The following is a 23,701-nucleotide window of genomic DNA, read 5'->3' on the forward strand; positions in this document are numbered from 1 at the left end:
GCCGAAGCAAATAGCGTGAGCGTCGCGAACTCACGCATCGGATCGTTGCCGATCCAGCAGTCCGTTCAAGTCGAGCCATCCGCGCAGCCATCCCACCGCCGCCGTCGCCGATGCGGCCTCCGTATCCGACACCGCGATCTGCTCGAAGCGAAACTCCTGACTACCCCGGCTTAACACAGCAATGGCGGTGTATGCGCCACAACGGGGCACGGTCGTGACCTGAAGCGTCCATCCGTGGTAGTCCTCACTTCTGTACATGAATCGTCCTGGCGATGAATCGAGATCGTTTCCGTGCATTGATCGTGTAAATTCACCTAGCTGATTATTTCGAATTCAGGTTCAAAAGGCCGCCTAATGAACGAACGGACGTTTTTGACGTGAAAGGCAAATGTTTTTTCTGCTGCGGCTAGCGAAAATCCCGACTATGCTACCGCGTAGCGCAGGATCGTCCTGTTGTCCTCATTGAATGAAAGCGGCGCGATGATACGTTCTGCATCGCCACGTTGTCTGCGAAAAAAGTGCGTCACTCGTCGTTCGATGTAGCTTCGTTGTTGCTCCTCTCCCCGGCAGTTGCGTTCCGTTTCAGCGTGCACCCTGCACCGACTGACCGATCGACGTCGATAGCGAATGAAGGAGTGTTTCATGGCGCAAGAGAAACGGGCAGTCATCATCTGTTCACAGGACGCCTTCGCAAATGGCGTGAAGCCCAAAGAGCTCGAAGCGTATCTCAGCCGCAACGGTTATACATCCGTGATCCGCTTCGACTCCAACAAACTGTCGAGGCTCGCCAAGACCGGCATTCGTCGAATGCTGCCCGCTCCGCAATTGCTGAAGCTGCAACTCTACGTGCATGAAGCGGTGCTGGCGATCGCCGTGCACATAGGCGGCGCGACCTGCAAGGCAGCGACGTCTCATTTGCTTTGGCGTGTGATGGTCTTGCGCGGAAAGGTGCTGCAGAAGACGTTACGCAGCAAGGGCCACTTCGATCTGCTTATCTGCGAAAGCAATCTCGACGAAGCCGTGACGCTCGGTGATCGCGTGGCCGATGTGCAGATTCTGGACCTGCCCTCGCCCTTTGCCGAAGAACTTCGCTTCGGCGGCGAACTCAGCGATGCGGGATACACGAAACTACGCGATGTCGAAGTCGAATCGTATGCCGCCGCCGACTATCTCTCGTTTCATTGGCATACCTACGCGGACTACGTGAGGCAGACGAAGTACAACGGCACCAACTTTCTGCCGATCACTTACGGCACGCACAAGAAGACGAAACTGGCTCGCTATAACAAGCATCCTCGCATTATTTTTCTCGGTTATCTCGGCGGCTATTGGGTGAATCTGCCGCTGCTGTCGCAGCTATGCAAGCTTTATCCGATGCTCGATGTCTATGGCGGCCCCGAGCCTGACGCGTCGCTGAGTATCAATTACAAGGGATACGCGCCCTCGACCGATGTGATCGCGGACTACCAGTTCGGGTTGATCACCATCAGCAACGACGAGTTGCGGCAGCATAGTTTCTCGTCGAAGCATCTGGAATACATATCGTACGGCGTGCCCGTATTGACTCCCGCATGGCGAAAAGACGCGGCACTCGACGATAGTTCCATCTACTACACGGCCGACGATTTCCTGGAACGGGTGGCGCGTGCGAGCACGGAACAGGCGTGGGAAAGTCTTCACGCCGCAGCGCTCAAGGATGCGGCGCGCTTCAGCTGGGATAACGCGCTGAAGGCGCTGGACGTCAGCCCGAAGCCGAGCGAGGTCAGGCAGGCCGACGTCGAACTCGAACCGCATGGTCAGGGCGTGATGCGGACCTATCCCTGATATCGCGCTTCATGACCATTCGCTTCGAGCGAGAAGCGGAATGGATATGACGCGCCGTGCCATAGCGTTATGCCTATTCCTACGTTTGCATGGGCGGTGCCGCGCTTTAGCATCTGAAGTCCTTCATATGCCAAGCGCCCGATCCGCCCATGTCCGAAAACCAGAAGTCAGTCGACCGTCGCGCGTTTCTCTCCTTCTCCGCGCGGGCCGCGATGGCCGCTGCGTCGCTTGCCACCGCGCCCGCTTCGTTCGCGCAGCAGGCTGCATCAGCGCAGCCGCGCGTGCTGCGGGTCGGTAATCAAAAGGGCTATCTGAATCTGCTGAAGGGACGCGGAACGCTCGAAAAGCGGCTCGCGCCGCTCGGCGTATCGGTGACGTGGACCGAGTTCACCGCCGGGCCGGTGCAGCTCGAAGCTCTCAACGTCGGCTCGATCGACTTCGGCGATGTGGGCGAAGCGCCGCCCATCTTCGCGCAGGCGGCCGGCGCACCGCTCGCCTACGTCGCGGCCACGCCGACGCGGCCGCAATCCGAAGCCGTGCTCGTTCCGGCGCAATCGCCGGTCAAGACGGTCGCGGACCTGAAGGGCAAGCGCGTCGCGTTGAACAAGGGCAGCAACGTCCATTACTTCCTCGTGAAGCTGCTGGCCCAGCACGGCCTGCAATACAAGGATATCAACGTGGTCTTCCTGCCGCCCGCCGATGCGCGCGCCGCCTTCGAGCGCGGCTCGATCGACGCATGGGTCATCTGGGACCCGTTCTTCGCGGCTGCGCAGAAGACGCTGAATGCGCGCATCGTGGCGGATGCGAGCGGCGTGGTCGGCAATCGGGCGTATTACTTCTCGTCGCAGAACTATGTGGCGAAGAATGCCGATGTGATCCGCATCGTCATCGACGAAATCAGGGCCGTCGATCAATGGGGCAAGCAGAATCCGGACGCGCTCGCGAGCGAACTCGCGAAACTCTGGGGCTTGCCGAAGCCCGTCGTCGATCTCGCCGTGAGCCGGCAGGTGTTCGGCACGGAAGCGATCACGCGCGAGATCATCGGCGAGCAGCAGCAGATCGCCAATACGTTCCTCGATCTCGGACTGTTGCCGAAACAGGTCGATGTCGCGAAGGCCGCGCCGCCGGGTCTCGCCTGAAGACAACGCGTATAGGCGGACGCGGATCACGCGTCCGCTTTTGCGTGGGTTGAGCGGTAGACAGTTAGTTGCGAACGGCAAACAGCGCTAACATCACGGCATCGCCCACTCTTTCCGCTCCCTTCGATGAAGCGCTACGAGGCACTCGCCGCCCGCCTGGCCGACGATATCCGCGCAGGCCGCATCCCGGTCGGCGCGCGCCTGCCCTCGTTGCGGCAGCTCATCGCGCAACATGGCGTCAGCCAGTCGACGGTCTTTCGCGCCTGCTATCTGCTCGAAGAATGGGGACTCGTGCGCGCCGAAGAGCGCTCCGGCTACTTCGTCACGCCGGGCGCGAGCGTGAGCGAAACGCCTTCGCGCACGACATCGTTCGCCGATTCGAGCAAGGTCGAAATCAGCGATCTCGTGTTCTCCGTGTTGCAGGCCGCGAAGCATCCGGACATCGCGCCGCTCGGCTCGGCGTTTCCGTCGCCGCTGCTGTTTCCGTCGGCGCGGCTTCTCCAGTCGCTCACGCAAGGCACGCGATCGCTGAGTCCGTGGAGCACGGTATCGGACTTGCCGCCCGGTAACGACGCGTTGCGTAAGCAGATCGGCCTGCGCTATGTCGGCACTGGCGTGTCCGTTCCCGCCGATGAAATCGTCGTCACGAGCGGCGCGCTCGAAGCGCTCAACCTGTGTCTGACGGCGGTCACACGCCCCGGCGATGTCGTCGCCGTCGAATCGCCGGGGTTCTATGCGGCGCTACAGGCCATCGAGCGGCTCGACTTGCGCGCGGTCGAAATTCCGGTGCATCCGGCGACCGGCCTCGATCTCGATGCGCTCGCCGCCGCGCTCGACAAGCATCCGATACGCGCCTGCTGGTTCATGACGAACTTCCAGAATCCGACCGGCGCGACGCTCCCCATCGAGAAGAAGAAGGCGCTCGTCGAGATGCTGGCGCGGCGCGAGATTCCGCTGATCGAAGACGATGTCTATCAGGAACTGCACTTCGGGCGCGAGCGTCCGCTGCCCGCGAAAGCCTTCGATACGCAGGGCCTCGTCATGCATTGCAGCTCGTTTTCGAAGACGCTTGCGCCGGGGTATCGGATAGGCTGGACGTCGGCGGGCCGCTTCGCCGACAAGGTGCAGCGCCTCAAGCTGATGACGACGCTCTCGGCGAGCATCCCGGCGCAGGCGGGCATCGCCGATTATTTGCAGTCCGGCGGCTACGACAAGCACTTGCGCAAGCTGCGCGCCGCGCTGCGCTCGCAACTGACGACGATGGAAGCCGCCCTCTCGCGCTCGCTGCCCGCCACGGTGCGATGGACGACGCCCGCCGGCGGCTACTTCGTGTGGCTCGAACTGCCCGAAGCGGTCGATGCGATGGCGCTGCACCGGCTGGCGATCGCGCGCGGCATCAGCATCGCGCCCGGCCCGATGTTCTCGGTCACGCATTCGTTCGAGAACTGCATCCGGCTGAACTTCGGGCATCCGTGGGACGCGCGCATGGATCACGCGATCCGCGCGCTGGCCGAGATTCTCGACGATCCCGCGGCACACCTGAACGGCACAGTGAGAACGGCTGCTTGAGCGTCAGAAGCCTTGCGTCGGCACGTTCGCGCCGTGCGTGACGAGCATGACGACGCCGAAGATGCTCGCGCCGATGCAAAGCGCGAGCACCACCGCGATCACCGGCAGCAGGCTGAAGTTGACTTGCGCGAAATCCGCTTCATGCGATGCGCGCCGGCGCACGCCGAAGAAACTCCACAGAACGATGCGGATCATCCGTAACAAGGCCATTTTCTGCTCCCGGCTGGTTTGATGAGAACCATGTTGCGCGGGAATGGCCGGCGAAAAAAGCAGCAGATGCGGTCGATTCGTGCGAAGCAACGACCGCTCGCTGCTTCGCTCAATGCGTATTGCCGGTCTTCGCCGCGAAGTCGGGGCCGAGCGCCTTGTAAGCGGCCGTGAAGCCGCCGGATGTCAACACGTGAAGCTCTGCTGCGTGAACCGCGACGCCGCCGCATGCCGTGGTAGCGGCGAAGGAGAATGCCGCGATCTTGCCTAGTAAGCGTCTTGTCATTTTGCGCGCAATGCGAGAGTGAGGGACGGCCGACATTTGACCGCATCACCGTGCGAGCGCGCAAGGCATTCGAGGTGTCGTGTCCGCAAGTCTCGCCATACGGACAGGCCACGGCTTTTCGATGCTTCTTAGAATGCGGCCTATCGACCCTTTCGAAACGTTTGCCTCGGGCCGATCCGGTGATTTCTTCACGCACGATCAAGCGCTACATACATCAACCAAGAACTGGGAGAGCCATGATCATCTATCACCACGGAGCCGCATTCGAGCCCTTCGTCACGCGGCTCGGGACCGCGTTCATCGCCAAGGCCTCCATTCTCGAAACGGACGGCCATCTGACATCGCTCGGCGATCTCGGCGTGTTCGCGAGCGAGGAAAGCGCGTTCAAGTTCGCCGTGTATTCCGCGACGGCCTTCATCGAAGGCGACGACTTGCCGGTCCCGCCGTTGCAGGTCTGCGCGCTGTAGCTTTTCCTTCAAGCGTCGTCAAAAGGCGCGTTCTGCACGCATCGAGGCTCGGGCGTCGATGCCAGGTCTGCGTTTTGCTCGGCTCATCGTCGAGTGAGTGTCCATCACCGCAGATTGGGAGCGAATGCCGTGACGCCTTCAGGAACAGCCATCCTTGTCCAGCGCGAAGACCCGTGGTCGCAAGACGCACGCGCGCTTCTCGACGAACTCAGCGCCATGCTCGCCGTCTTTTCCGGCGATAGCGGCCAGACCCGGTTCTGCCTTCAGGACGTCTGCTCGGCAAGAGGCGCATTTCTCGTCGCGCGCGACGAGCTAGGCATCGCGCTCGGATGTGGTGCATTTCGCCGCTTCGATTACGGCGTGGCCGAACTCAAGCGGCTCTATAGCCGACCCAATTCGTGCGGCGTGGGAAGCGCGCTGCTCGCTCAGCTCGAAGCCGAAGCCGCTGCGGTCGGCTATCACAAGCTATTGCTGGAGACGCGGGCCGTGAATCGCAGGGCTATCGCGTTCTATGAACGCAACGGCTTTCAGCCGACGAACCCGTTCGGCATCTACGTGCATCAGCCCGACGCGCGCTGTTTTGAGAAGACCATCGGCATCAAGATGGAGCAGCGTCGAATGGACGAGTGTTGATTGCCTCGAAACCCCGCAAAACGCGGGGTATTGTCGAGCTGCGCCTTGTTTCGTGATACCGTACCCCCGTTCTTCGATACGACGAAGAACACGTTCTCGGGGCGGGGTGCGATTCCCCACCGGCGGTAATCGTCGCTAGACGTGTCTGACGTTTTCAGCGACGTAGCCCGCGAGCGCTCATCGATGTGACCGCAATGGCAACATTGCGGTATCGCAGCGAGCGAGGTCAGCAGACCCGGTTGGATTCCGGGGCCGACGGTATAGTCCGGATGAAAGAGAACAGGACAGCCGGTGCTTTTACGCCCGACGTGTGCGCTTGCTTGCACGTGCTTGCGCTTCCTCGCGCGTGCGAAGGCGTGCGGCTGTCCTTCGCCCTGTTCACACAAAACAGGCTGAAGTCCATGAACGCATCCAACATCATCGAATCACAAGCGGTATCCGCAACAGGCTCCAATCGTCCCCGCATCGCGTTCGTTCAGGCGTGCTGGCATCGCGATATCGTCGATCAATGCAAGACCTCGTTCATCGAAGCCATGCAGCAACACGGCTACACGAAGGACGATATCGATCTCTTCGAAGTCGCCGGCGCATTCGAAATTCCGTTGCATGCGAAGCGTCTCGCGCTCTCCGGTCAATATGCGGGCATCGTCGCGGCGGGGCTCGTCGTCGATGGCGGCATCTATCGGCATGAGTTCGTCGCGCAGGCCGTCATCAACGCCTTGATGCAGGTGCAGCTCGAAACGGGCACGCCGGTGTTCTCGGCGGTGCTCACGCCGCATCATTTCCATCATGGCGAAGAGCACATCGGCTTCTTCCGCGAGCATTTCCTCGTGAAGGGCCGCGAAGCAGCGCACGCTTGCGCCGACACGGTGAGCAAGCTGAGCGCGTTACCGGTCGCGTAAGGACCGAATCAGGACAGCTTCCGCTGCGCACGTCACGGGCCGTCGCGCCCGTGACGTGCTCCACGTTACTTTTTGCCATCCACGACAGCCACGACTTCGTCGCGCGTGTATTCCTTGTTTGCGAGCGCGCCGGTCGGCGTCTTGGCGAGCACCGCGTTCAGCTCTTCGGGCTTCACTTCGAGCACCGGCATGCGAATGTCGTGCGGCATCTTCTTGCCCGCGAGCACTTGCTGCGTGACCCAAAACGCAAACGACGACGCCCCCGGCGGAATGGTCACCGACATCGTGCCATAGCCGCTCTTGCGCTGCTCGGCCCACCACGCAAGCTCTTCCTGCCGGTTGCCGAGAATGATGATCGGCGTCGGCCGTCCCGCCGCCTTGATCGCCTGCGCCGCGCCGAAGCCATCGCCGCCTTGCGTGACCACGCCATCGATCTTCGGCAGCGTCGGCAGAATGCCGGCGACCTGCTTTTGCGCGACGGTCTGCGTCCAGTCGCCATGCACGGAGCCGACGATCTTCATGCCCGGATACTTCTTCAGTTCATCGACGATGCCCTGGTGAATCTCGTCATCGACGGACACGCCCGCCAGCCCGCGAATCTCCAGCAGATTGCCCTTGCCGTTCAGCCGCTTCGCCAGATAATCGACCTGCATGCGCCCCATGCCCTGAAAGTCCACCGCGATGCGATACGCGCACGGCTCGGTTGCGATGCCATCGAACGATACGACCGTCACGCCCGCGCCGCACGCCTGCTTGATGACGCCGTTGAGCGCAGTGGGCGAAACGGCATCGACGGCAATGGCCTTGTAGCCTTGCAGAATGAGGTTCTGCATCTGCTGGACCTGCTCGGTCGCCTGGCTCTCGGCCGTGGTGAAGCTCGGCGCGGCGGCGACGACCTTCTGCTTGACCGCCGTATCCGCGACATTGGACCAGCTCTTGAGCATCTGCTGACGCCAGCTGTTGCCCGCATAGTTGTTCGACAACGCGATCTTCGCCGACGACGTATCGCCGCCCGCGACCTGCGCCATCGCCGCGGATGCAGCCAGCGCAACACATGCCGCCGCCATGATCTTGATTACCTGCATGCTCCGTCTCCTTTGGTTATTCGATATCAGCGCGCCGCGCCGCGCACGCCCACATGCACCGCATACACGGATGAAGTCGCGGTAATGAACAGCCGGTTGCGCCGCAGCCCGCCGAACGTGAGGTTCGCGACGACTTCGGGAATCAGTATCTTGCCGAGCAGCGTGCCGTCCGGCGCATAGCAATGCACGCCGTCTTCGGCGCTCGTCCACACGTTGCCGTGCTCGTCCACGCGCATGCCGTCGGGCACGCCGCTTTGCATCGCGATGAACACGCGGCCATTGCGCAACGCGCCGTCGTCGGCGACATCGAAGACGCGAATGTGACGCGGCGCGTCGTCATCGTGCGAGGCCGCGGAATCCGCGATATAGAGCTTCGATTCATCCGGCGAGAACGCCAGGCCGTTCGGCTTCACGAAGTCGTCGGACACGATCCGCACTTCTGCATCGCCGGGTGCGACGCGATACACGTTGCATCGCCCGATCTCACTGTCCGCGCGATATCCTTCGTAGTCACTAATAATTCCGTAGTCGGGATCGGTGAACCAGATCGCGCCTTGCGAATCCACGATCACGTCGTTCGGCGAATTGAGCTGCTTGCCTTCGTAATGCGATGCGATCACCGTGATGCTGCCGTCGTGCTCCGTGCGCGTCACGCGCCGCGCGCCATGCTCGCAACTGACGAGCCGCCCTTCGCGGTCGCGCGTGTTGCCGTTGCTGTAGTTCGACGGCGCGCGATACACGCCGACGCCCATCCCCGGCGCCCAGCGCAGCATGCGGTTGTTCGGAATGTCGCTCCAGATGAGCAGATCCGTCGCCGGAAAATACACGGGCCCTTCGGCCCAGAGGCAATCGCCGAAGAGTTTTTCCATCGATGCGTTCGGCTGAAGCAGCAGCCGGAAGCGCGCATCGTGCACTTCGAATTCGTTGGCTTTCATGTCTCCTTGTCCTTGTCATGAGCGATGTCAGCGCACGGCCTTGCCGCCCGCCGCCACCGTGACCGCGATGATGAGCACGCCATACACGATGGAGCGCACGCCCGCATCCGCGCCGACCGCATTGAGCACGGCATTGGTGAGAAAGAGGAACATCGACGCGCCCCACACGCCCGCGATCGTCGCCTTGCCGCCGGCCACGAGCGTGCCGCCGATCACGACGACGGCAATCGAGATCAGCATGTATTCGACGCCCATGTCGAGCGACGCGCCGCCCGATGTCGCCGCGATCAGCAACGCGGTAAGCGACGCGATCATCGCCGACATCACGTAGGCCAAGCATCGCGTGCGATGCACGTTCACGCCCGCGAGCCACGCGGCGCGCGCGTTCTGCCCGATGGCGGAAAGCCTGCGCCCATACACCGCGCGATGCAGCAGCACGGCCAGCGCGAACGACAACGCGAGGGCCACGAGCGCGATGTACGGCACGTCGAGGAAGCGCCCCGTTGCGAATGCGCCGAGCGCGGGCGGCGGCGGCGGAAGCTGCCTGCCTTGCGTGATGGCGATCGACTGAATGATGAAGCTCGACGAGAGCGTCGCGATGATCGGCGGAATGCGCAACATGCGGATGAGCGCGTAATTTGCGAGTCCGATCACGATACCCACGCCCAGCGCCGCTGCGATACCGAGCACGATCCGGCCGTCCGCGCCGCCCATCACTTGCATGCCCACGACGCCGGCAAGCGCAATGGTCGATGGCACCGACAAGTCGATGTTGCCCACACCCGATGTAATGACGAGCATTTGCCCCAGACCGACGAGCACCATGAACACGCCATACGTGAGCGCCGTTTGCGCGACGTTGCTTGCAATGCCGAAGCCGAAGATCGCCACGATGGCGAGCCACACCAGCACCGCGCCGATGAACGACCACGCCCACGGCGCCTGAATGGCCTTGATGCGCGACCACGCGCTTGCTTCGTTGTCAGCGATGCTGTTCATCGGCGTTCTCCGCGTTGCAGCAGCACGCGCAACGACAGGACCACGATCAGGATCGCGCCTTGCATGCCCACTTGCCAGTCCGACGAGATATTGAGGAACGCGAGAAACGACGCCGCGAGCGTCAGCGTGATCGCGCCGAGCACCGCGCCGATCACCGAAACGCGCCCGCCCATGAACTCGCCGCCGCCGAGGATCACCGCGGCGATCGACAGCAACGTATAGCGCAACGCGAGGTTCGCATCGGCGGAGGTGGTGAGGCCGAGCAGCGAAAGGCCCGAGAGCACGCCAAACACGCCCGCGACGCCATAGAGCGTCGCCTTGCTGCGCACGAGCGACCAGCCGAAGCGGCGCATCGCGCGGGGATTGCCGCCCGCGCCGCGCACGCGCACGCCCGCCGACGAGCGCATCAACAGCAAATGTCCGACCATCGCGATCAACACCGACCACACGATGGGCGCCGCGATGAACGGCGTCTGATAGTTCATCGCCGCGCCGAGCCATGTCGGACTCGTGCCGCCCGGCGACGGCAGCAGCACGATGGCGAGACCGCTCCACACGAACGAAAGCCCGAGCGTGACGACGATCGACGGGATCTGCCGCAACTCGATCAGCGCGCCCACGGCCGCATAAGCGAGCACGCAGCCCGCGAGCGCGAGCGCGCCGAGCCACGGCGTCCTCACGAGCAGCGTCGCACCGATGCAGGCGACGAGACTCACGAACGGCCCGATGGAAAGATCGAGATCGTTCACGGTGATGATCGCGAGCTGCGCGAGCGTCGCGAGCACGATCGGCACGGCGAGATTCAATAGCAGGCTCGAACCGAAATAGCTCATCACCGCAGGCTGCATGACGAGGATCGGGATCAAGACCGCGACGAGCGATATCGCGGGAAGCATGGCGCGCAAACGCGCCTGCGTGATGGCGAGTGTCATGCCGCCTGCTCCTCGAAACTGGCCGCGAGCAACGCTTCTTCCGTGCATTCGTCGGCATGCAGCACGCGCGTGACGGCGGCCGAGCGGAACACATAAGTGCGGTCGCAATGCGACAGCTCTTCGTTTTCCGTCGTGTACCAGATGAACGTGCGGCCCTTCGCGGCTTCATCGTGGACGAGCTGATAGATGTCGCGCTTCGTGCCGACATCGACGCCGCGCGTGGGATCGTCCATCAGGATCAGGTCCGCATCCGACGCCAGCGCCCGCGCGAACAACACCTTCTGCTGATTGCCGCCCGAGAGCGACAGAATGCCCGCGCTCATCGCCGCGCCGCGTATGCCGATCTTCGCGCGCCATGCTTCGACGACAGCACGCGCCGCCGCGAGATCGACGAGACCGCGCCTGCGCGGCGCGCCGCCCGCGAGCCAACGCAAGTCGAGGTTCTGCGCGATCGACCAGATGGGAAACACGCCGTCGCGTCCGCGATCGCCCGCGACGAAAGCCACTTTCGCGCGGCTCGGTCCGTGGCGCGTCGCGGCTTCGTAGATGGCGAGCAGCGCTTCGGTCTGCCCCTGGCCCGCGAGTCCCGCGAAGCCGATCACTTCGCCGCGCGATGCTTCGATACGTGTGTGACGCTTTGCGCCGACATTCCACTCGAAGTGCCGCTCGCGGTCGCGCCCGGTCTGCACGCGCGCCGCGCCCGGCGCGCGCTCCGCTTCGAGATGCTGCCCCATCGCCTGAATGATCGATGCGCGGCTCGACTGTTCACGGCCGAGCACGCTGACGATGCTGCCGTCGCGCATCACCATCACGCGGTCGGCCACGCGTTCGATTTCGCCCAGCATATGCGTGACGAGCAGACACGTAATGCCGCCTTGCGCCGCCTTGCGCACGAACGCGAGCAACTGGTCGGCTGTGTGCGCATCGAGCGATGAAGTCGGCTCGTCGAGAATCACGAGGCGCACGGGTTGATCGGTGACAGTGAAGCCGCGCGCGATCTCGACCATCTGCTGCTGCGTCAACGTGAGATCGGAAACGAGTTCGTTGCCCTTCAGCCCGTTGCCCGGAAAGATTGCTTCGAGCTTCTCGCGCATGAGCCTCGTGGCCGTGCGCCGCCATCCGCGTCCACGCAGTTGCGGATGCACGATGCACATGTTCTCCGCGACCGTCAGGTTCGCGCACAGCGACAGCTCCTGGAACACGCAGCGCACGCCGGCATCGCGCGCGGCGTTCGCGTCGTAATGCGGCGCGTCGCGTCCATCCACTTCGATGCGGCCCTGCGTCGGCGCATGCACGCCCGCCAGCACGGCCATCAGCGTGGACTTGCCTGCGCCGTTGTGTCCCGCAATGCCGACGCACTCGCCCTGCATGAAGGTGAAGTCCACGTCGCTCAGCGCGCGCACGCGCCCGAAGGTCTTGCCGATGCCTTCGAAGCGTATCAGCGCTTCACGTCCGGCAACGGTGTCTCCTGTTCCGCCCATCACATGCTCCATGCGTGGCGTTATGTCGGCGTTGCTTCGGTATGCTTGGCTCTTCGGAACATCGTGTCTCCTTTATTCTTGTGCTGAAGTCTTTTGTCGGTTCAATGCGTGGTGCGTCAGCGCGATCTCTGCGATGCGCGCTGACAAGGAAGCGAAAGGTGCGGGGATGGATATGAGCCCGCGATGGAAGCGAGGCGCATGAAGACGCGGCGGCGAGCAGCGGCATGGAAGTACTGAAACGACATCATCATGAGCACGCCTCTTTGGAGCGCATCCGCGAAAACGCCGATGCTCTGCTTTCAAACAGTTGCCTTCAGGATTGCCTTCAGTTTCGTTGCGGTCTGGCCAATTTGAGTGGTCAGGCCACTGGACCGCCGAGGCAGTATAGCGACTGCAATTGCGTCGTGCAATTCGATTAACGAAGCGGGTAATGAAACGCGAATGAACCTGCCGATGGATGTGCCGAGCCTCAAGCCCGAACGCGCCGCGAAGACCGCAATGCGCGCGCATCTGCGCAACGTGCATCGCCGATTGTTCGCCAATTAGGCTTCGTCCAGGGCGCCTTCTCTGGAACGAAACGTGCAAATACGCGTGCATCGATACTACCGGTACACGCATATGGACACCTCCCGATTTACATCGAAAGTCGTCATCGTGACAGGCGCGGGCTCCGGCATCGGCGAAGGGGCGGCGCGCCGCTTTGCAGCCGAAGGCGCGAATGTCGTGCTGGCCGGACGCACGCAGGAAAAGCTCGAACGCGTCGCGCGCGATCTCGATGCCGAACGCACGCTCGTTCACCGTTGCGACGTCTCGCGTTATGCGGATGCCGAGGACCTGATCGCGGCCGCCGTCGCGCGCTTCGGGCGCATCGACGTGCTCGTGAACAACGCGGGCGTCGCGCCGACGGGACGCATCGATGAAGCATCGCTCGATGACTGGCACACGATCATGTCCACCGATCTCGACGGCGTCTTCTATTGCAGCCGCGCGGCCATCCGTCATCTGATCGAGGCGAAGGGCTCCATCGTCAATGTGTCGTCGGTATCGGGGCTGGGCGGCGACTGGGGCATGAGCTTTTACAACGCGGCCAAGGGCGCGGTGACCAACTTCACGCGCGCGCTCGCGATGGATCATGGCCGCGACGGCGTGCGCGTGAACGCCGTGTGCCCGAGCCTGACCGCGAGCGATCTCACGCAAGACATGCTCGACAACGAACAACTGATGGCGAAGTTTCGCGAGCGCATTCCGCTGGGCCGCGCGGCACAACCGGACGATATCGCCGCGGTCATCGCCTTTCTCGCAAGCGACGACGCGCGATTCGTCACGGGCGTGAATCTTCCCGTCGATGGCGGACTGAGCGCGTCCAACGGACAACCGCCGCAAGCGTAGAACGTTGCGTCAAGAAAGCGCGCAAGGCTCGATGTCGCGTTGAAACGCTTACAAGCCTTGCGCCCCGCGCGCGTTGTTCCTGGTAGCCGGCGAAGGCTTGCCGGGTTTCGCGCCCGGCATGCCCGTGCCGCCCGTATCCCGGCTCATGCCGCTGCCCTGGCCGCCGTCCGTTACCGCGCCGCCCGGCTCCGCATTCGGCGACGCGTGAATGCGCGGTCCTTCGGTGGATGAAGCCGCCGCTGCGCTGCCGCTCGATGGCAGGCCCGCGCCCTGGCCGCCCGATCCGCCGCCGGGGCAGCCTCCGCCGCCGCAGCCCAGGCCGCCGCCCGCCGCGTGGACCGTGCTCGCGAGCGCAAGCAACGCGCTCGACAGGATGAGCTTGATGGTGTTCGCTTTCATTCGTCTCTTCGACCCGATCGATGTTGCACGCGATTGTTCAAAGCGACCGCGGTTCAAAGCGACAGCGCCTCGTGCTCGTCTATCCACGCAATCGCGCCCTCTTTCGCGAAGGCGATCGCTTCGTTCTCGTCGACGAAGGACAGATGAAACTCCATGTCGTGCGACTCCACTTCGTCGCCGTCATTCACGGTCGGCAGGTAAATGCGCGCATTGCCGACGATGCTTCCGTTCTCGATGCTCGCCGACGTATGAATGGTGCATGACCGGTATCTCGATTCCATGACGTGCCTCCGCGCTGAATTGTTCGAAAGATGCGCGACACCGCAGCATATGCCGTGCCGGTGCGCCGGGCACGCTGAATGCACGGCCGTAGCGATCGAAGCAATCATGAACAAGCGAGGACACAATGCAGAACGCTGAAGGCAACCCGTCGCAGACGCAGCAAAACGAAATGGCGGCCAAGAGTCCCGTGAAGACGCCCGCGAGCGGAACCGCCGGCCCGGACGCGCAAACGCAAGCCGCCGAGTTCGGCAAGACGAAGAACGCGGGATCGGCTGAACCGGGCGCGGCGGAGCACAACAAGCCGCTTCCGTCGTTCGACGATAAAGCGGCCGAACGTGACACAGGCGACCCCGTTCAGCGCGCGAACAGCCGCATCCGTTCGGTGGATTCGGACGGCATGGAATCCACGGACGATACCGTCGATGCCGACGCGAAGTCGATCGAAGCGCGCCGCGATCTATCAGGATGGCACGACAACGTCATCACGTCGAACGCGACGCTAACCAATAACGTGCCGACCCCCGCGCTGGGACTCGGCGGCATCGAGAGCCGTCCCACTGGGAACCTGCCGTCGATCTTGCCGAAGAAGGGTTATCGCGTCGTCATGGGCGAAACGGAATACGAAGAGCAGGTCAACGGATCGAAGGCATCGCATGTATTCACGCTCGAACGCGTGGACGAAGCGTGACGAGCGTGTCTTGCTGAAGGAGAACGATTGTGGGCATCTTTGGACGAGGCGCGGCGAGCGGCCTCTATGTGTCGGAGTTCGAGCAGTTCCTCAACCGGTTGAAGACCGATCATCCCGAGATGGACCGCAACCAGATGATCGGTCGCGCGTTGCTGTGGGACAAGCTGCCGCGACTGCCCGATTCCGGCGACGTGGCCGGCAAGGAAGGCGCGCTGCGCCAGCCGTCGTACGTGTATTACAGCGATAACGATTGAAATCGGCGGTCACGCCGATGCATCGCGTTGTGCAAGATGGCCTTGCCCTTGCAGCCATGCGCAGAATAACGTCACGACTTCATCGGCAGGTTTCGCCTCTGGTATGTACGTGCAATAGACGCGCGACGGCAGACGCGGCCCTTCGAACGGCATGACGAGACGGCCGGCGGCGAGATCGTCGGCGACGAGCGCGGTCGGTCCCATTGCAACGCCTATTCCGTCGATCGCGCCCTGCAGCGTCAGATAGAAGTGATCGAACGTGACGACCGCATTGGGCCGCAATCCGGGGACATTCGCCTTCGTGAGCCAGTCCGGCCACAGTCGCGGCAGGCTCGACGTATGAAGCATGGTGTGCCGATGCAAGTCGGCGGGCGTGCGTAACGGCACGCGCTGCAACAGCGCGGGGCTGCATACGGGCAGACGCTCCTCCGAAAGGAACGGCTTCATCGAATAGCCATAGAACGTATCGGGACCGCCGCGAATGATGACGTCGTAGCCTTCCTTCAGCGCTTCGAGCGGCTCGTTGGACGTCTCCACGTTCACGTCGATATCAACATGCGCCGCACGAAACCCCGCGAGTCTCGGCACGAGCCAGCGCAAGGCAAATGTCGCGGGCGCATTCACGGACAACGTTCGCGGCACGGCTTTGGATAGGCCGTATCGCGCGGTGGCCTGCGCGAGTTGCTCGAATAACGGACCGATCTCCGCGAGATAAGCCTCGGCCGCCGCCGTCAGGACGACGCGCCGATTCCGCCGCTCGAACAGCGATGCGCCGAGCCATGCTTCGAGCAGCCGCACCTGCTGGCTCACGGCGCCTTGCGTGACATGCAGTTCGGCGGCGGCGCTCTTGAAACTGCCGAGCCGTCCCGCAGCTTCGAACGCGCGCAACGCATTCAGCGAAGGCAGGTCTCTTTTCATTCGCAAGAGCAAATCTAACGTGACGAGCCAATTTATCTGGTTTGTGGGACCCGGACAAGATAGTTATTCTTCGCCATATCCCGTCTATCATCGGATTCCGCATGCTCAGCTACACCGGCGGCTTCGTGCTCCTCGCCGCCCTGCTCCACGCAAGCTGGAACGCGATGCTGCACGGCAATCGCGACCGCTTTCTTTCGATGACATGGATGAGCATCGCGATGGCGGCGGTATCGTCGGTTGCGGTGATCGCCTTGCCCTTGCCCGCCGATGCCGCGTGGCCCTGCATCGTCGCTTCTGGGCTCGTGCATATCGTCTATAACGTGAGCCTCGTGCGCTCGTATAAACGCGGCGATCTTGCGCAGGCATATCCCATCGCGCGCGGCTCGTCGCCGATGCTCGTCACGCTGGGCGCGGCGCTCTTCGCGCACGAGGCGATCGGTCCGCTGCATGCGTTCGGCATCGTGCTGATCTCGGGCGGCATCATGGCGCTCGCTTTGCAGGGCCGTCATGTGTCGCGTTCCAGCGCGCTCGCCGCGTTCGTCACCGGCGTGACCATCGCGGTCTACACGGTCATCGACGGCATCGGCGTGCGCGCATCGAACGGACAGGCGCTCGCGTACACCGCGTGGATGTTCATGTTCTATTGGCTCATGCCGCTGCTATTCGTTACGATGCGCGGACTTCCCGCACTCTGGGCTCCCTTGCGCGACGCGCCGATGGCCATCGGTTCGTCAGTCGTCGGCGGGCTTGTTTCGATCGCGGCGTACGGCATCGTGATATGGGCGATGCAGTCGGGCGCGATGGGTGCGGTATCGGCGCTGCGCGAAACGAGCGTCGTGTTCGCGGCGCTGATCGGCAGAGTGTTCCTGCGCGAAACGGTCAGCGCGAAACGCTGGCTCGCGTGCGTGGTCGTCGCGGCGGGCGCGGTGTGTCTCGGCATGTGAGGGCTTTGCATGGGGTATGTGATCGTACTGGTCGTCGGGCTCTTGGCCGGCGTGTTGAGCGGTATCATCGGCACGGGTTCGTCGATGATGCTCATGCCCGTGCTCGTCATCATGTACGGGCCGCAGCGCGCCGTGCCGATCATGGCGATCGCATCGATCCTCGGCAATCTCGGCAAAGTGCTTTCGTGGTGGCGCGAAATCGACTGGAAAGCGTGCATCGCGTATAGCGTGACCGCCGTGCCCGGCGCGATGCTCGGCGTTCGCACGCTGCTCGCGCTGCCTTCGCGCACCGTCGATCTCGCGCTCGGCGTGTTCTTCGTGGCGATGGTCCCCACGCGGCGATGGCTCGCACGCAGGTCCATCCGCTTCTCGCTCCTTCAGCTTTCGATGATCGGCGCGGTGGTGGGCTTTCTGACGGGCATCGTCGTATCGACGGGGCCGATCACGGTGCCCGTATTCATGAACTACGGCCTCGTGAAAGGCGCATTTCTCGCGACCGAAGCGGCCGGTTCGCTCGCCGTGTATGGCGCAAAAGTGCTGACGTTCCGCGAGTCGGGCGCGCTGCCGATGAGCATCGTCGCGCAGGGCTTGATCACGGGCGTGTCGATCATGGCGGGGACGTTCTGTGCGCGTGGCATCGTCGCGAGAATGTCGGCGGATGCGTTCAGGCTCGTCGTCGATGCGCTGATGTTGTCGTCGGGATTGACGCTGCTGTGGGCCGCGAGCCGATAAGCCGAACGACACCGCGGCTTCATGAAGAAACCGCGGCATCGACCGTCATTCAGCTCACTGCGACGCGCACGTGAAGCTCGACGCGACGTTCACGTTGCCCGAGCCGTTATAGCGCGGGAACGTAGGATACTCGCACAGCGGCCGCGTGCGGCCCGGCACGCCCGCCGTATCCGCGACGGTTTGCGCGGGCGGCGTCACGCCACGTTCGACCCAGTTCTCGAGCGTCGTCAGCGAATCCCAGGATGCGTTGAAGATGCTGCTGGCCGAGTGCCCGTAGCCGGGAATCTCGTAGTAACGCACGAAGTTCGCGACCGTCGATGCGCCCATCGTCTGCTGCAGCCGCCGGTAATACTGCTCCGTGGACTGCGTGCTGACGAGTGCATCGGACATACCGTGCGCCATCAGGATCTTGCCGCCCTTCTTGTTGAACGCGGACAGGTCCGTCTTGTTCATGTCCTGTTCGGCAGTGAGCGCACTGATCCGCGCCTGATACGCGCCGGGGTTCTGAGGATCGACGTTGAGCGAATTGACGTTCGGATCGCGCGCCACGAAGTATCGAATCCACTGGTCCCAGAAGGTGCTGAAGTACGGCGCGGTCGCAGGCATGGGATTGGCCGGCGGCAACAGGTTCAGCGACAGCGTGATGACGCTCGCCTGCAACGCCGACGGATTCACGACACCGAGGTCCGCACCCCACACGTTGAAACCCGGATATTGCGTCTCGCCGCTCCCAAGCGGATACGCAAACGTGATCGGCGTCGCGTAGACCTTCAGCGCGGTGATCTGCGCATCAGAGAGACACGTGAGGCCGGTATCGCCGCCGCCCGGGCAACGCAGCGGCGCGCCGTTGAGCATGGCCGTGGCGGGATCGAAGGTCGCATTGCATGCGGGCATGTTGCTGATGAGGCCGTCGGCCACGCCGTCGAGCGCATCGCACGTGGCGGTGGCGGAATCGAGCAAGGCCTTGCGCTTCGCCTGACTCAGGTACGCGCCCGGCTGCGCGAGCGCCCGCGTGATGCGGCCGAATTGCAAGTCGAGCGTCGCCGCATTCCACGCCGGATACAGCGCGATGATGCCGTCCCAGTCCTGCGGCCAGCGCTGCACGACGGCAAGCGCCTCGCGTCCGCCCGACGATCCGCCCGCGAAGTACGCGCGCTGCGGTTTATCCACCGCATAACGCTTCGAAAGCAGATAGAAAGCCGTGTCGCGCGTCTTCTTGAGCGCATCGCTCGAGAAGTTGGCGACGGCTTCGTCGTTCACGCCGAACGAGCCATCGCGACTGCCGAGCGTGCCGGCCTGGTGACCCGAATCGCTGCCGAACACGGCGTAGCCGCGCGCGAGCGGCGCGGGTTGCGCGGTCGGGCCGGCGGGCACGTTACCGGTCACGGCGGGCACGGTGCCGTCGTATCCGCCGCCGCCGAGCATCACGATCTTGCTGTTCCACTGCGTGGGCATCGCGATGCGGAAGGTGATCTTCGGCGCGGCCTGATCGACCGGCGCGATGGTGCCGTCGACCTGGCAATACTCGGGCGTCGCGCTGACGCCCGTCCCCGATGCCGCCACAGTCGTCGCCGCTGTGACGGTCGCGCCCGTCGTCTGCAAGCCGATCGCGCTCGCCGGCACGTTCATGCCCGCGAGTTGCGCGCACGTCATCGGCGTGGACGTGGACGTGGACGTGGACGATGACGAATTGTCGTCGTGTCCGCCGCCGCAAGCGGCAAGCGCGAGCGCGGCGAGCGGTGCGGTAACCATTACCCCGTGTTGTACCAAAGAGCGGCCGTATCTTACTGGCATGTCCCCTTCCTCCTGGTTGTGTGCTTCTCTGTATCGAGGGTTTCAACGCGACGCCATGCTGACTCGCTTGCGAATCAAGGCATGGCGTGACGCATCGTCCTCGGTAGCGCAGGAGAACGTCAATCGGGATATGCACTTCATCGTGCAAGAAGGCCGATGCACTTTCCTCCTTGCGCGAGCGCGGCCGCGTGCGATCAGTCGTAAAGCACCGCCGCGATCTTCGGGTCGTTCATGTTGCTCTTGTCGTACCAGTAGAAGCCGGTATCGACCTTCTTCGGCAGCTTCTCGCCCTTGAGCGCCTTCACTGCCGAATCCACCACGCACTTGCCGATGCCGATAGGATTTTGCGTGATCGCGCCCGCCATCAGCCCGGAGCTGATGTCCGCCTTTTGTTCCTTTCCGGAGTCATAGCCGATCAGCACGAGCTTCTTGCCCGATTCCTTCACGCCGATGGCCGCGCCCTCGGCGGACCCTTCGTTCGCGCCGAAGATGCCCTTGATGTTCGGATTGCCCTGGATCATCGCCTTCGCGATCTCGGCGGATTTCAGATGATCGCCGCCACCGTACTGCACCGACACGATCTTGATGTTCGGATGCTTCGCCTTCATCTCGTTGAGGAAGCCGTCGCGACGGTCGATGCCCGTGCGGCTCGTCTGGTCGTGAACGATCACGCCCACTTCGCCCGCATTGCCGATGGCGTCGGCCATCTTGTCGGCGGCGAGCGCGGCGGCGGCGAGATTGTCGGTCGCGCACGTGGTGAGCGGAATGTCGCCGTCCACGCCCGAGTCGAACGCGATGATCGGGATCTTGTTGTTCTGCGCGCGCTTGAGCAGCGGAATGGCGGCCTTGCTGTCGAGCGCGGCGATGCCGATGGCTTGCGGCTTCTTCGCGAGCGCGGCGGAAAGCATGTCGATCTGCTTGTCGACCATCGCCTCCGTTTCAGGCCCTTCGAAGCTGATCTTGACCTTCTGTTCCTTCGCGGCCTGTTCCGCGCCGGACTTCACGGCCTGCCAGAACTGATGCTGGAAGCCCTTCGAAATAAGCGGAATGTAGGGTTCGTCCGCGTAGGCAGTGCTCGTCGCGGTGGCGATCGCGCTCAAACCAATCAGGACACCGATGATTCTTCTTTTGAACATAATGGATCTCCTCCAGAGGTAGGCTATCGGTTTCGACTCTTTGCACGAGTCTCGTTGTGCTCCTGTCTGATGCTTTTCTTCAGCGCTTCTTCAACGCTTCTTGCGCCGCAGAATGTCCGCGTACACCGCGAGAATGATGATGAGGCCCGTCACGACGATCTGCCATTCCTGCGCGACCGACATGATGCGCAGGCCATTGGTCAGCACGCTCATGATGAATGCGCCGATGATCGTGCCGAGGATCGTTCCCGCGCCGCCGCTCAGCGACGTTCCGCCGATGACCACCGCCGCGATCGCATCGAGTTCATAGCCTTGTCCGAGCGCGGGCTGCGCGGAGTTGAGGCGCGACGCGATCAGAAGACCCGCGATGCCGCAGATCGCGCCGCCGAGACCGTAGATCGCGATCTTCCAGCGGTCCACGTTCACGCCCGAGAGCCGCACCGCTTCCTCGTTGCTGCCGAGCGCGAACGTGTAGCGACCGAGCGCGGTGCGATTGAGCGTCACCGAACTCACGATGGCGATGACGAACAGAATGAGCACGGCGTTCGGAATCGGCACGCTCGGAAAGAAGTAGCCGATCAGCGAGTCCTGCGAAATCATGTAGAAGTTCTCGGTGTCGGTGAAGTAGATCGGCTTGTTGGCGGAGACGACGAGCGAGAGTCCCTTCAGCAGCATCATCATGCCGAGCGTCGCGATGAACGGCGGAATCTTCATCTTCGCCGTCAGCGTGCCGGAAATGGTGCCGCACAACGCGCCCGTGCCGATGGCCGCGACGATGCCGAGCCACATCGGCAAATGCCAGTAGGTGAGAAAGACGCCGCAGATCACGGCGGTGAAGGTCATGAGCGTGCCCACCGACAAGTCGATGCCGCCCGTGATGATGACGAACGTGGACGCAATGGCGAGCACGCCGTTGACCGCCGTCGCCTGCAGAATGCCGAGGATGTTGTCCATCTGCATGAACGCGGGCGAAGCGAAGCTGAAGAACACGAGCAGCAGGATAAGGCTCGCGAACGCAAGCAGCTTTTGCAGCGCGGTCGGCGTGAAGACGCGGGCACGCAGGCCGCTCGCGCGTCGCTGGCCCGCGAGCGCGGCGCTATCGGAAGGCTGGGATGGCTGGTTCATGGTCGGTCCTCGCGGCTCATGCCGCTTGCAGGGTGGGACGCCGCGTCGCAAGCTGCATGATGCGCTCTTGCGTCGCTTCGCTCGCGGAAAGCTCGCCGGTAATGCGCCCTTCGCACATCACGACAATGCGGTCGCTCATGCGCAGAATCTCCGGCAGTTCGGACGAAATCATCACGATGGCCTTGCCCTGCCCGGCGAGCGCGCGCAATAGCCGATAGATCTCGCTCTTCGCGCCGACATCGATGCCGCGTGTGGGTTCATCGAAGAAGAGCACGTCGCAATCGCGCTCCAGCCACTTCGCGATGACGATCTTCTGTTGATTGCCGCCCGAAAGCAGACGCACCGGCTGCGTGGGCGACGGCGTGCGTATCGCGAGCAGGCTGATGAAGTGCGATGCGGACTTGCGGATACGCATGCGCCGAAGGAACATGCCCGCCCACAGAAACCTGCCGAGATTCGACATGACGATGTTCGACTCGACATCCATGCCTGTGGCAAGCCCGAAGCGCTTGCGGTCTTCCGACAGATAGCCGATGCCGCGCGCCACCGCATCGCTCGGCTGTTTGATATGCGCCTTCGCACCCTTCACGATGATCTCGCCGGACTCGATCGGGTCCGCGCCGAACACCGCGCGCGCAACTTCGGTGCGGCCCGCGCCCATGAGGCCCGCGAAGCCGAGAATCTCGCCCTTGCGCAGCGTGAAGCTCACATCGCGCACGAGCGGCCCCGCGTTGAGATGCCTCACGTCGAGCGCGACATCGCCCTGTTCCGAGCCGCCCAGGAACGACGTCAGGTCCGTGAGCGTGCGGCCCACCATCATGCCGATGATCGTGTCCACGCTCGTCTCGCGCGTGCTCACGGTCGCGACATATTCGCCGTCGCGCAGCACGGTCACGCGGTCCGATATCTGTTCGAGCTCGTCCATCTTGTGCGAGATATAGACGATGCCCACGCCCCGGTCGCGCAGCTGGCGAATGATGCGAAACAGCTCGGCGATCTCGGCGTCGTTGAGCGCGGACGTGGGCTCGTCCATGATCAGCACGCGCGAATCGAAGGACAAGGCCTTCGCGATCTCCACCATCTGCTGGCTCGCGACGGTGAGCGTGCCGACGATCGTGCGCGGATCGAGGTTCACGTGCATGCGCGAAAGGATGTCGCGCGCGGCTTCGTTGAGCTTGTCTTCGTCGAGCAGGAGGCCCATGAACTTGCGCGGCTCGCGTCCGATGAAGATGTTCTGCGCGACGGTCAGATGATTCATCAGATGCAGTTCCTGATGAATGATGCCGATGCCGAGCGCCTGCGCCTCGCGCGGACTCGTGAATTCGACCGGCTGGCCGTCCACGAACATGTCGCCGGAATCGCGACTGTAGACGCCCGCGAGTATCTTCATCAGCGTGGATTTGCCCGCGCCGTTCTCGCCCATCAGCGCATGGATTTCGCCCGGCATGAGGTCGAACTTCACTTCATGCAGCGCGCGCACGCCTGGAAAACGCTTGCTGAGCTTGTCGACGGAAATGAGCGGAGTCATGGAGTCCCGTGTCGTGTGGTTCGATCATGCTTGCCGATACCGCTGAACATCCA

The 23,701-nt window shown here is 63.1% G+C and carries 26 protein-coding genes and 1 riboswitch; of the genes, 11 read left to right on the plus strand and 15 right to left on the minus strand.

Translation table 11 applies throughout. From position 1 onward, the window contains the following. Positions 1-30 precede the first annotated feature (30 nt). Positions 31-258 (minus strand): hypothetical protein, encoded by a 228-nt coding sequence (locus AWB72_RS28445; RefSeq protein WP_143754596.1) that lies wholly within the window; start codon positions 256-258, stop codon positions 31-33. 384 nt (positions 259-642) lie between these two features. Here AWB72_RS28445 and AWB72_RS08145 point away from each other — a divergent pair, with 384 nt between their 5' ends. From AWB72_RS08145 to AWB72_RS08155, 3 genes are all read left to right on the plus strand, one after another. After that, the gene (locus AWB72_RS08145; RefSeq protein ID WP_143754597.1) at positions 643-1,824 is read left to right on the plus strand and encodes a hypothetical protein; all 1,182 of its coding nucleotides are present in this window, start codon (positions 643-645) and stop codon (positions 1,822-1,824) included. A gap of 149 nt (positions 1,825-1,973) precedes the next feature. After that, on the plus strand, positions 1,974-2,963 hold the full coding sequence (locus AWB72_RS08150; protein WP_040050095.1) for a sulfonate ABC transporter substrate-binding protein: 990 nt from the start codon (positions 1,974-1,976) through the stop codon (positions 2,961-2,963). Between the two features lie 126 nt (positions 2,964-3,089). Continuing rightward, positions 3,090-4,532 carry an aminotransferase-like domain-containing protein gene (locus AWB72_RS08155; RefSeq protein WP_052449829.1) on the plus strand — a complete coding sequence of 481 codons (1,443 nt, stop codon included), beginning with the start codon at positions 3,090-3,092 and terminating at the stop codon, positions 4,530-4,532. 3 nt (positions 4,533-4,535) lie between these two features. Here the strand turns inward: AWB72_RS08155 and AWB72_RS08160 are convergent, their stop codons facing one another. Further along, positions 4,536-4,742 (minus strand): DUF2970 domain-containing protein, encoded by a 207-nt coding sequence (locus AWB72_RS08160; protein WP_040050096.1) that lies wholly within the window; start codon positions 4,740-4,742, stop codon positions 4,536-4,538. A 109-nt stretch (positions 4,743-4,851) separates the two neighbouring features. Further along, positions 4,852-5,025, minus strand: a complete 174-nt coding sequence (locus tag AWB72_RS29345) for a hypothetical protein (protein ID WP_244285557.1) — start codon at positions 5,023-5,025, stop codon at positions 4,852-4,854. A gap of 236 nt (positions 5,026-5,261) precedes the next feature. On the opposite strand from AWB72_RS29345, the gene AWB72_RS08170 reads away from it, so the two are divergent. The 3 genes from AWB72_RS08170 to AWB72_RS08180 all read left to right on the plus strand — a co-directional run bounded on the left by AWB72_RS08170 (position 5,262) and on the right by AWB72_RS08180 (position 7,027). Continuing rightward, positions 5,262-5,492, plus strand: coding sequence for a hypothetical protein (locus AWB72_RS08170; RefSeq protein ID WP_040050097.1), 231 nt, complete (start codon positions 5,262-5,264; stop codon positions 5,490-5,492). A 129-nt stretch (positions 5,493-5,621) separates the two neighbouring features. Beyond that, positions 5,622-6,125: a GNAT family N-acetyltransferase gene (locus AWB72_RS08175; protein WP_244285558.1), complete on the plus strand. Its 504-nt coding sequence runs from the start codon at positions 5,622-5,624 to the stop codon at positions 6,123-6,125. A gap of 88 nt (positions 6,126-6,213) precedes the next feature. After that, positions 6,214-6,410: riboswitch (FMN riboswitch) on the plus strand. Between the two features lie 116 nt (positions 6,411-6,526). Then, positions 6,527-7,027, plus strand: coding sequence for a 6,7-dimethyl-8-ribityllumazine synthase (locus AWB72_RS08180; RefSeq protein ID WP_040050098.1), 501 nt, complete (start codon positions 6,527-6,529; stop codon positions 7,025-7,027). 65 nt (positions 7,028-7,092) lie between these two features. Here AWB72_RS08180 and AWB72_RS08185 read toward each other — a convergent pair whose 3' ends face one another. The 5 genes from AWB72_RS08185 to AWB72_RS08205 are packed head-to-tail and all read right to left on the minus strand — an operon-like array spanning position 7,093 to position 12,459. Further along, on the minus strand, positions 7,093-8,112 hold the full coding sequence (locus tag AWB72_RS08185) for an ABC transporter substrate-binding protein (protein ID WP_040050099.1): 1,020 nt from the start codon (positions 8,110-8,112) through the stop codon (positions 7,093-7,095). Positions 8,113-8,138: 26 nt separating this feature from the next. Beyond that, positions 8,139-9,047 (minus strand): SMP-30/gluconolactonase/LRE family protein, encoded by a 909-nt coding sequence (locus AWB72_RS08190; RefSeq protein WP_040050100.1) that lies wholly within the window; start codon positions 9,045-9,047, stop codon positions 8,139-8,141. A gap of 27 nt (positions 9,048-9,074) precedes the next feature. Beyond that, positions 9,075-10,046 carry an ABC transporter permease gene (locus AWB72_RS08195; RefSeq protein WP_040050101.1) on the minus strand — a complete coding sequence of 324 codons (972 nt, stop codon included), beginning with the start codon at positions 10,044-10,046 and terminating at the stop codon, positions 9,075-9,077. Beyond that, positions 10,043-10,978, minus strand: coding sequence for an ABC transporter permease (locus AWB72_RS08200; RefSeq protein WP_040050102.1), 936 nt, complete (start codon positions 10,976-10,978; stop codon positions 10,043-10,045). The genes AWB72_RS08195 and AWB72_RS08200 overlap by 4 nt, the downstream gene beginning before the upstream one ends. After that, a complete protein-coding gene (locus AWB72_RS08205; protein ID WP_040050112.1) occupies positions 10,975-12,459 on the minus strand; it encodes a sugar ABC transporter ATP-binding protein in 1,485 nt (494 codons plus the stop codon). Before AWB72_RS08205 ends, AWB72_RS08200 begins: the two co-directional genes overlap by 4 nt. 618 nt (positions 12,460-13,077) lie before the next feature. On the opposite strand from AWB72_RS08205, the gene budC reads away from it, so the two are divergent. Further along, on the plus strand, positions 13,078-13,848 hold the full coding sequence (gene budC, locus AWB72_RS08210) for a meso-2,3-butanediol dehydrogenase (RefSeq protein ID WP_040050103.1): 771 nt from the start codon (positions 13,078-13,080) through the stop codon (positions 13,846-13,848). Between the two features lie 48 nt (positions 13,849-13,896). On the opposite strand, the gene AWB72_RS08215 is transcribed toward budC, so the two are convergent. Together AWB72_RS08215 and AWB72_RS08220 are read right to left on the minus strand one after the other, a co-directional pair. Further along, positions 13,897-14,247 carry a hypothetical protein gene (locus AWB72_RS08215; RefSeq protein ID WP_087127999.1) on the minus strand — a complete coding sequence of 117 codons (351 nt, stop codon included), beginning with the start codon at positions 14,245-14,247 and terminating at the stop codon, positions 13,897-13,899. Positions 14,248-14,300: 53 nt separating this feature from the next. Continuing rightward, positions 14,301-14,528 (minus strand): hypothetical protein, encoded by a 228-nt coding sequence (locus AWB72_RS08220; RefSeq protein ID WP_052449883.1) that lies wholly within the window; start codon positions 14,526-14,528, stop codon positions 14,301-14,303. A 125-nt stretch (positions 14,529-14,653) separates the two neighbouring features. Here AWB72_RS08220 and AWB72_RS08225 point away from each other — a divergent pair, with 125 nt between their 5' ends. Together AWB72_RS08225 and AWB72_RS08230 are read left to right on the plus strand one after the other, a co-directional pair. Continuing rightward, on the plus strand, positions 14,654-15,217 hold the full coding sequence (locus AWB72_RS08225) for a DUF3005 domain-containing protein (RefSeq protein ID WP_040050645.1): 564 nt from the start codon (positions 14,654-14,656) through the stop codon (positions 15,215-15,217). A 29-nt stretch (positions 15,218-15,246) separates the two neighbouring features. After that, entirely contained in the window at positions 15,247-15,471 is a 225-nt protein-coding gene (locus AWB72_RS08230) for a DUF3460 family protein (RefSeq protein WP_244285559.1), read from the plus strand. 9 nt (positions 15,472-15,480) lie between these two features. On the opposite strand, the gene gcvA is transcribed toward AWB72_RS08230, so the two are convergent. Further along, positions 15,481-16,389 (minus strand): transcriptional regulator GcvA, encoded by a 909-nt coding sequence (gene gcvA, locus AWB72_RS08235; RefSeq protein ID WP_040050646.1) that lies wholly within the window; start codon positions 16,387-16,389, stop codon positions 15,481-15,483. 101 nt (positions 16,390-16,490) lie between these two features. Between gcvA and AWB72_RS08240 the strand changes: the two genes are divergently transcribed. Together AWB72_RS08240 and AWB72_RS08245 are read left to right on the plus strand one after the other, a co-directional pair. Next, the gene (locus AWB72_RS08240) at positions 16,491-17,333 is read left to right on the plus strand and encodes an EamA family transporter (RefSeq protein WP_040050647.1); all 843 of its coding nucleotides are present in this window, start codon (positions 16,491-16,493) and stop codon (positions 17,331-17,333) included. Positions 17,334-17,342: 9 nt separating this feature from the next. Further along, positions 17,343-18,065 (plus strand): sulfite exporter TauE/SafE family protein, encoded by a 723-nt coding sequence (locus tag AWB72_RS08245; RefSeq protein WP_040050648.1) that lies wholly within the window; start codon positions 17,343-17,345, stop codon positions 18,063-18,065. A 54-nt stretch (positions 18,066-18,119) separates the two neighbouring features. Here the strand turns inward: AWB72_RS08245 and AWB72_RS08250 are convergent, their stop codons facing one another. From AWB72_RS08250 to AWB72_RS08265, 4 genes are all read right to left on the minus strand, one after another. Beyond that, on the minus strand, positions 18,120-19,817 hold the full coding sequence (locus tag AWB72_RS08250) for a tannase/feruloyl esterase family alpha/beta hydrolase (protein ID WP_244285560.1): 1,698 nt from the start codon (positions 19,815-19,817) through the stop codon (positions 18,120-18,122). Positions 19,818-20,053: 236 nt separating this feature from the next. Next, positions 20,054-20,995 (minus strand): ABC transporter substrate-binding protein, encoded by a 942-nt coding sequence (locus AWB72_RS08255; protein WP_040050650.1) that lies wholly within the window; start codon positions 20,993-20,995, stop codon positions 20,054-20,056. A 90-nt stretch (positions 20,996-21,085) separates the two neighbouring features. After that, entirely contained in the window at positions 21,086-22,120 is a 1,035-nt protein-coding gene (locus tag AWB72_RS08260) for an ABC transporter permease (RefSeq protein WP_040050651.1), read from the minus strand. 16 nt (positions 22,121-22,136) lie between these two features. Further along, a complete protein-coding gene (locus tag AWB72_RS08265; protein WP_040050652.1) occupies positions 22,137-23,648 on the minus strand; it encodes a sugar ABC transporter ATP-binding protein in 1,512 nt (503 codons plus the stop codon). Positions 23,649-23,701: the final 53 nt, after the last annotated feature.

This window comes from Caballeronia concitans (genome assembly GCF_001544615.1).
GTDB lineage: Bacteria > Pseudomonadota > Gammaproteobacteria > Burkholderiales > Burkholderiaceae > Caballeronia > Caballeronia concitans.

Excerpts from the sequence above, each read along its gene's own strand:
- AWB72_RS28445 (WP_143754596.1), bottom strand. The coding sequence starts at position 258 with ATGTACAGAAGTGAGGACTACCACGGATGGACGCTTCAGGTCACGACC.
- AWB72_RS08145 (WP_143754597.1), top strand. The coding sequence starts at position 643 with ATGGCGCAAGAGAAACGGGCAGTCATCATCTGTTCACAGGACGCCTTC.
- AWB72_RS08150 (WP_040050095.1), top strand. The coding sequence starts at position 1,974 with ATGTCCGAAAACCAGAAGTCAGTCGACCGTCGCGCGTTTCTCTCCTTC.
- AWB72_RS08155 (WP_052449829.1), top strand. The coding sequence starts at position 3,090 with ATGAAGCGCTACGAGGCACTCGCCGCCCGCCTGGCCGACGATATCCGC.
- AWB72_RS08160 (WP_040050096.1), bottom strand. The coding sequence starts at position 4,742 with ATGGCCTTGTTACGGATGATCCGCATCGTTCTGTGGAGTTTCTTCGGC.
- AWB72_RS29345 (WP_244285557.1), bottom strand. The coding sequence starts at position 5,025 with ATGACAAGACGCTTACTAGGCAAGATCGCGGCATTCTCCTTCGCCGCT.
- AWB72_RS08170 (WP_040050097.1), top strand. The coding sequence starts at position 5,262 with ATGATCATCTATCACCACGGAGCCGCATTCGAGCCCTTCGTCACGCGG.
- AWB72_RS08180 (WP_040050098.1), top strand. The coding sequence starts at position 6,527 with ATGAACGCATCCAACATCATCGAATCACAAGCGGTATCCGCAACAGGC.
- AWB72_RS08185 (WP_040050099.1), bottom strand. The coding sequence starts at position 8,112 with ATGCAGGTAATCAAGATCATGGCGGCGGCATGTGTTGCGCTGGCTGCA.
- AWB72_RS08190 (WP_040050100.1), bottom strand. The coding sequence starts at position 9,047 with ATGAAAGCCAACGAATTCGAAGTGCACGATGCGCGCTTCCGGCTGCTG.
- AWB72_RS08195 (WP_040050101.1), bottom strand. The coding sequence starts at position 10,046 with ATGAACAGCATCGCTGACAACGAAGCAAGCGCGTGGTCGCGCATCAAG.
- AWB72_RS08200 (WP_040050102.1), bottom strand. The coding sequence starts at position 10,978 with ATGACACTCGCCATCACGCAGGCGCGTTTGCGCGCCATGCTTCCCGCG.
- AWB72_RS08205 (WP_040050112.1), bottom strand. The coding sequence starts at position 12,459 with ATGGGCGGAACAGGAGACACCGTTGCCGGACGTGAAGCGCTGATACGC.
- budC (WP_040050103.1), top strand. The coding sequence starts at position 13,078 with ATGGACACCTCCCGATTTACATCGAAAGTCGTCATCGTGACAGGCGCG.
- AWB72_RS08215 (WP_087127999.1), bottom strand. The coding sequence starts at position 14,247 with ATGAAAGCGAACACCATCAAGCTCATCCTGTCGAGCGCGTTGCTTGCG.
- AWB72_RS08220 (WP_052449883.1), bottom strand. The coding sequence starts at position 14,528 with ATGGAATCGAGATACCGGTCATGCACCATTCATACGTCGGCGAGCATC.
- AWB72_RS08225 (WP_040050645.1), top strand. The coding sequence starts at position 14,654 with ATGCAGAACGCTGAAGGCAACCCGTCGCAGACGCAGCAAAACGAAATG.
- gcvA (WP_040050646.1), bottom strand. The coding sequence starts at position 16,389 with ATGAAAAGAGACCTGCCTTCGCTGAATGCGTTGCGCGCGTTCGAAGCT.
- AWB72_RS08240 (WP_040050647.1), top strand. The coding sequence starts at position 16,491 with ATGCTCAGCTACACCGGCGGCTTCGTGCTCCTCGCCGCCCTGCTCCAC.
- AWB72_RS08245 (WP_040050648.1), top strand. The coding sequence starts at position 17,343 with ATGGGGTATGTGATCGTACTGGTCGTCGGGCTCTTGGCCGGCGTGTTG.
- AWB72_RS08250 (WP_244285560.1), bottom strand. The coding sequence starts at position 19,817 with ATGGTTACCGCACCGCTCGCCGCGCTCGCGCTTGCCGCTTGCGGCGGC.
- AWB72_RS08255 (WP_040050650.1), bottom strand. The coding sequence starts at position 20,995 with ATGTTCAAAAGAAGAATCATCGGTGTCCTGATTGGTTTGAGCGCGATC.
- AWB72_RS08260 (WP_040050651.1), bottom strand. The coding sequence starts at position 22,120 with ATGAACCAGCCATCCCAGCCTTCCGATAGCGCCGCGCTCGCGGGCCAG.
- AWB72_RS08265 (WP_040050652.1), bottom strand. The coding sequence starts at position 23,648 with ATGACTCCGCTCATTTCCGTCGACAAGCTCAGCAAGCGTTTTCCAGGC.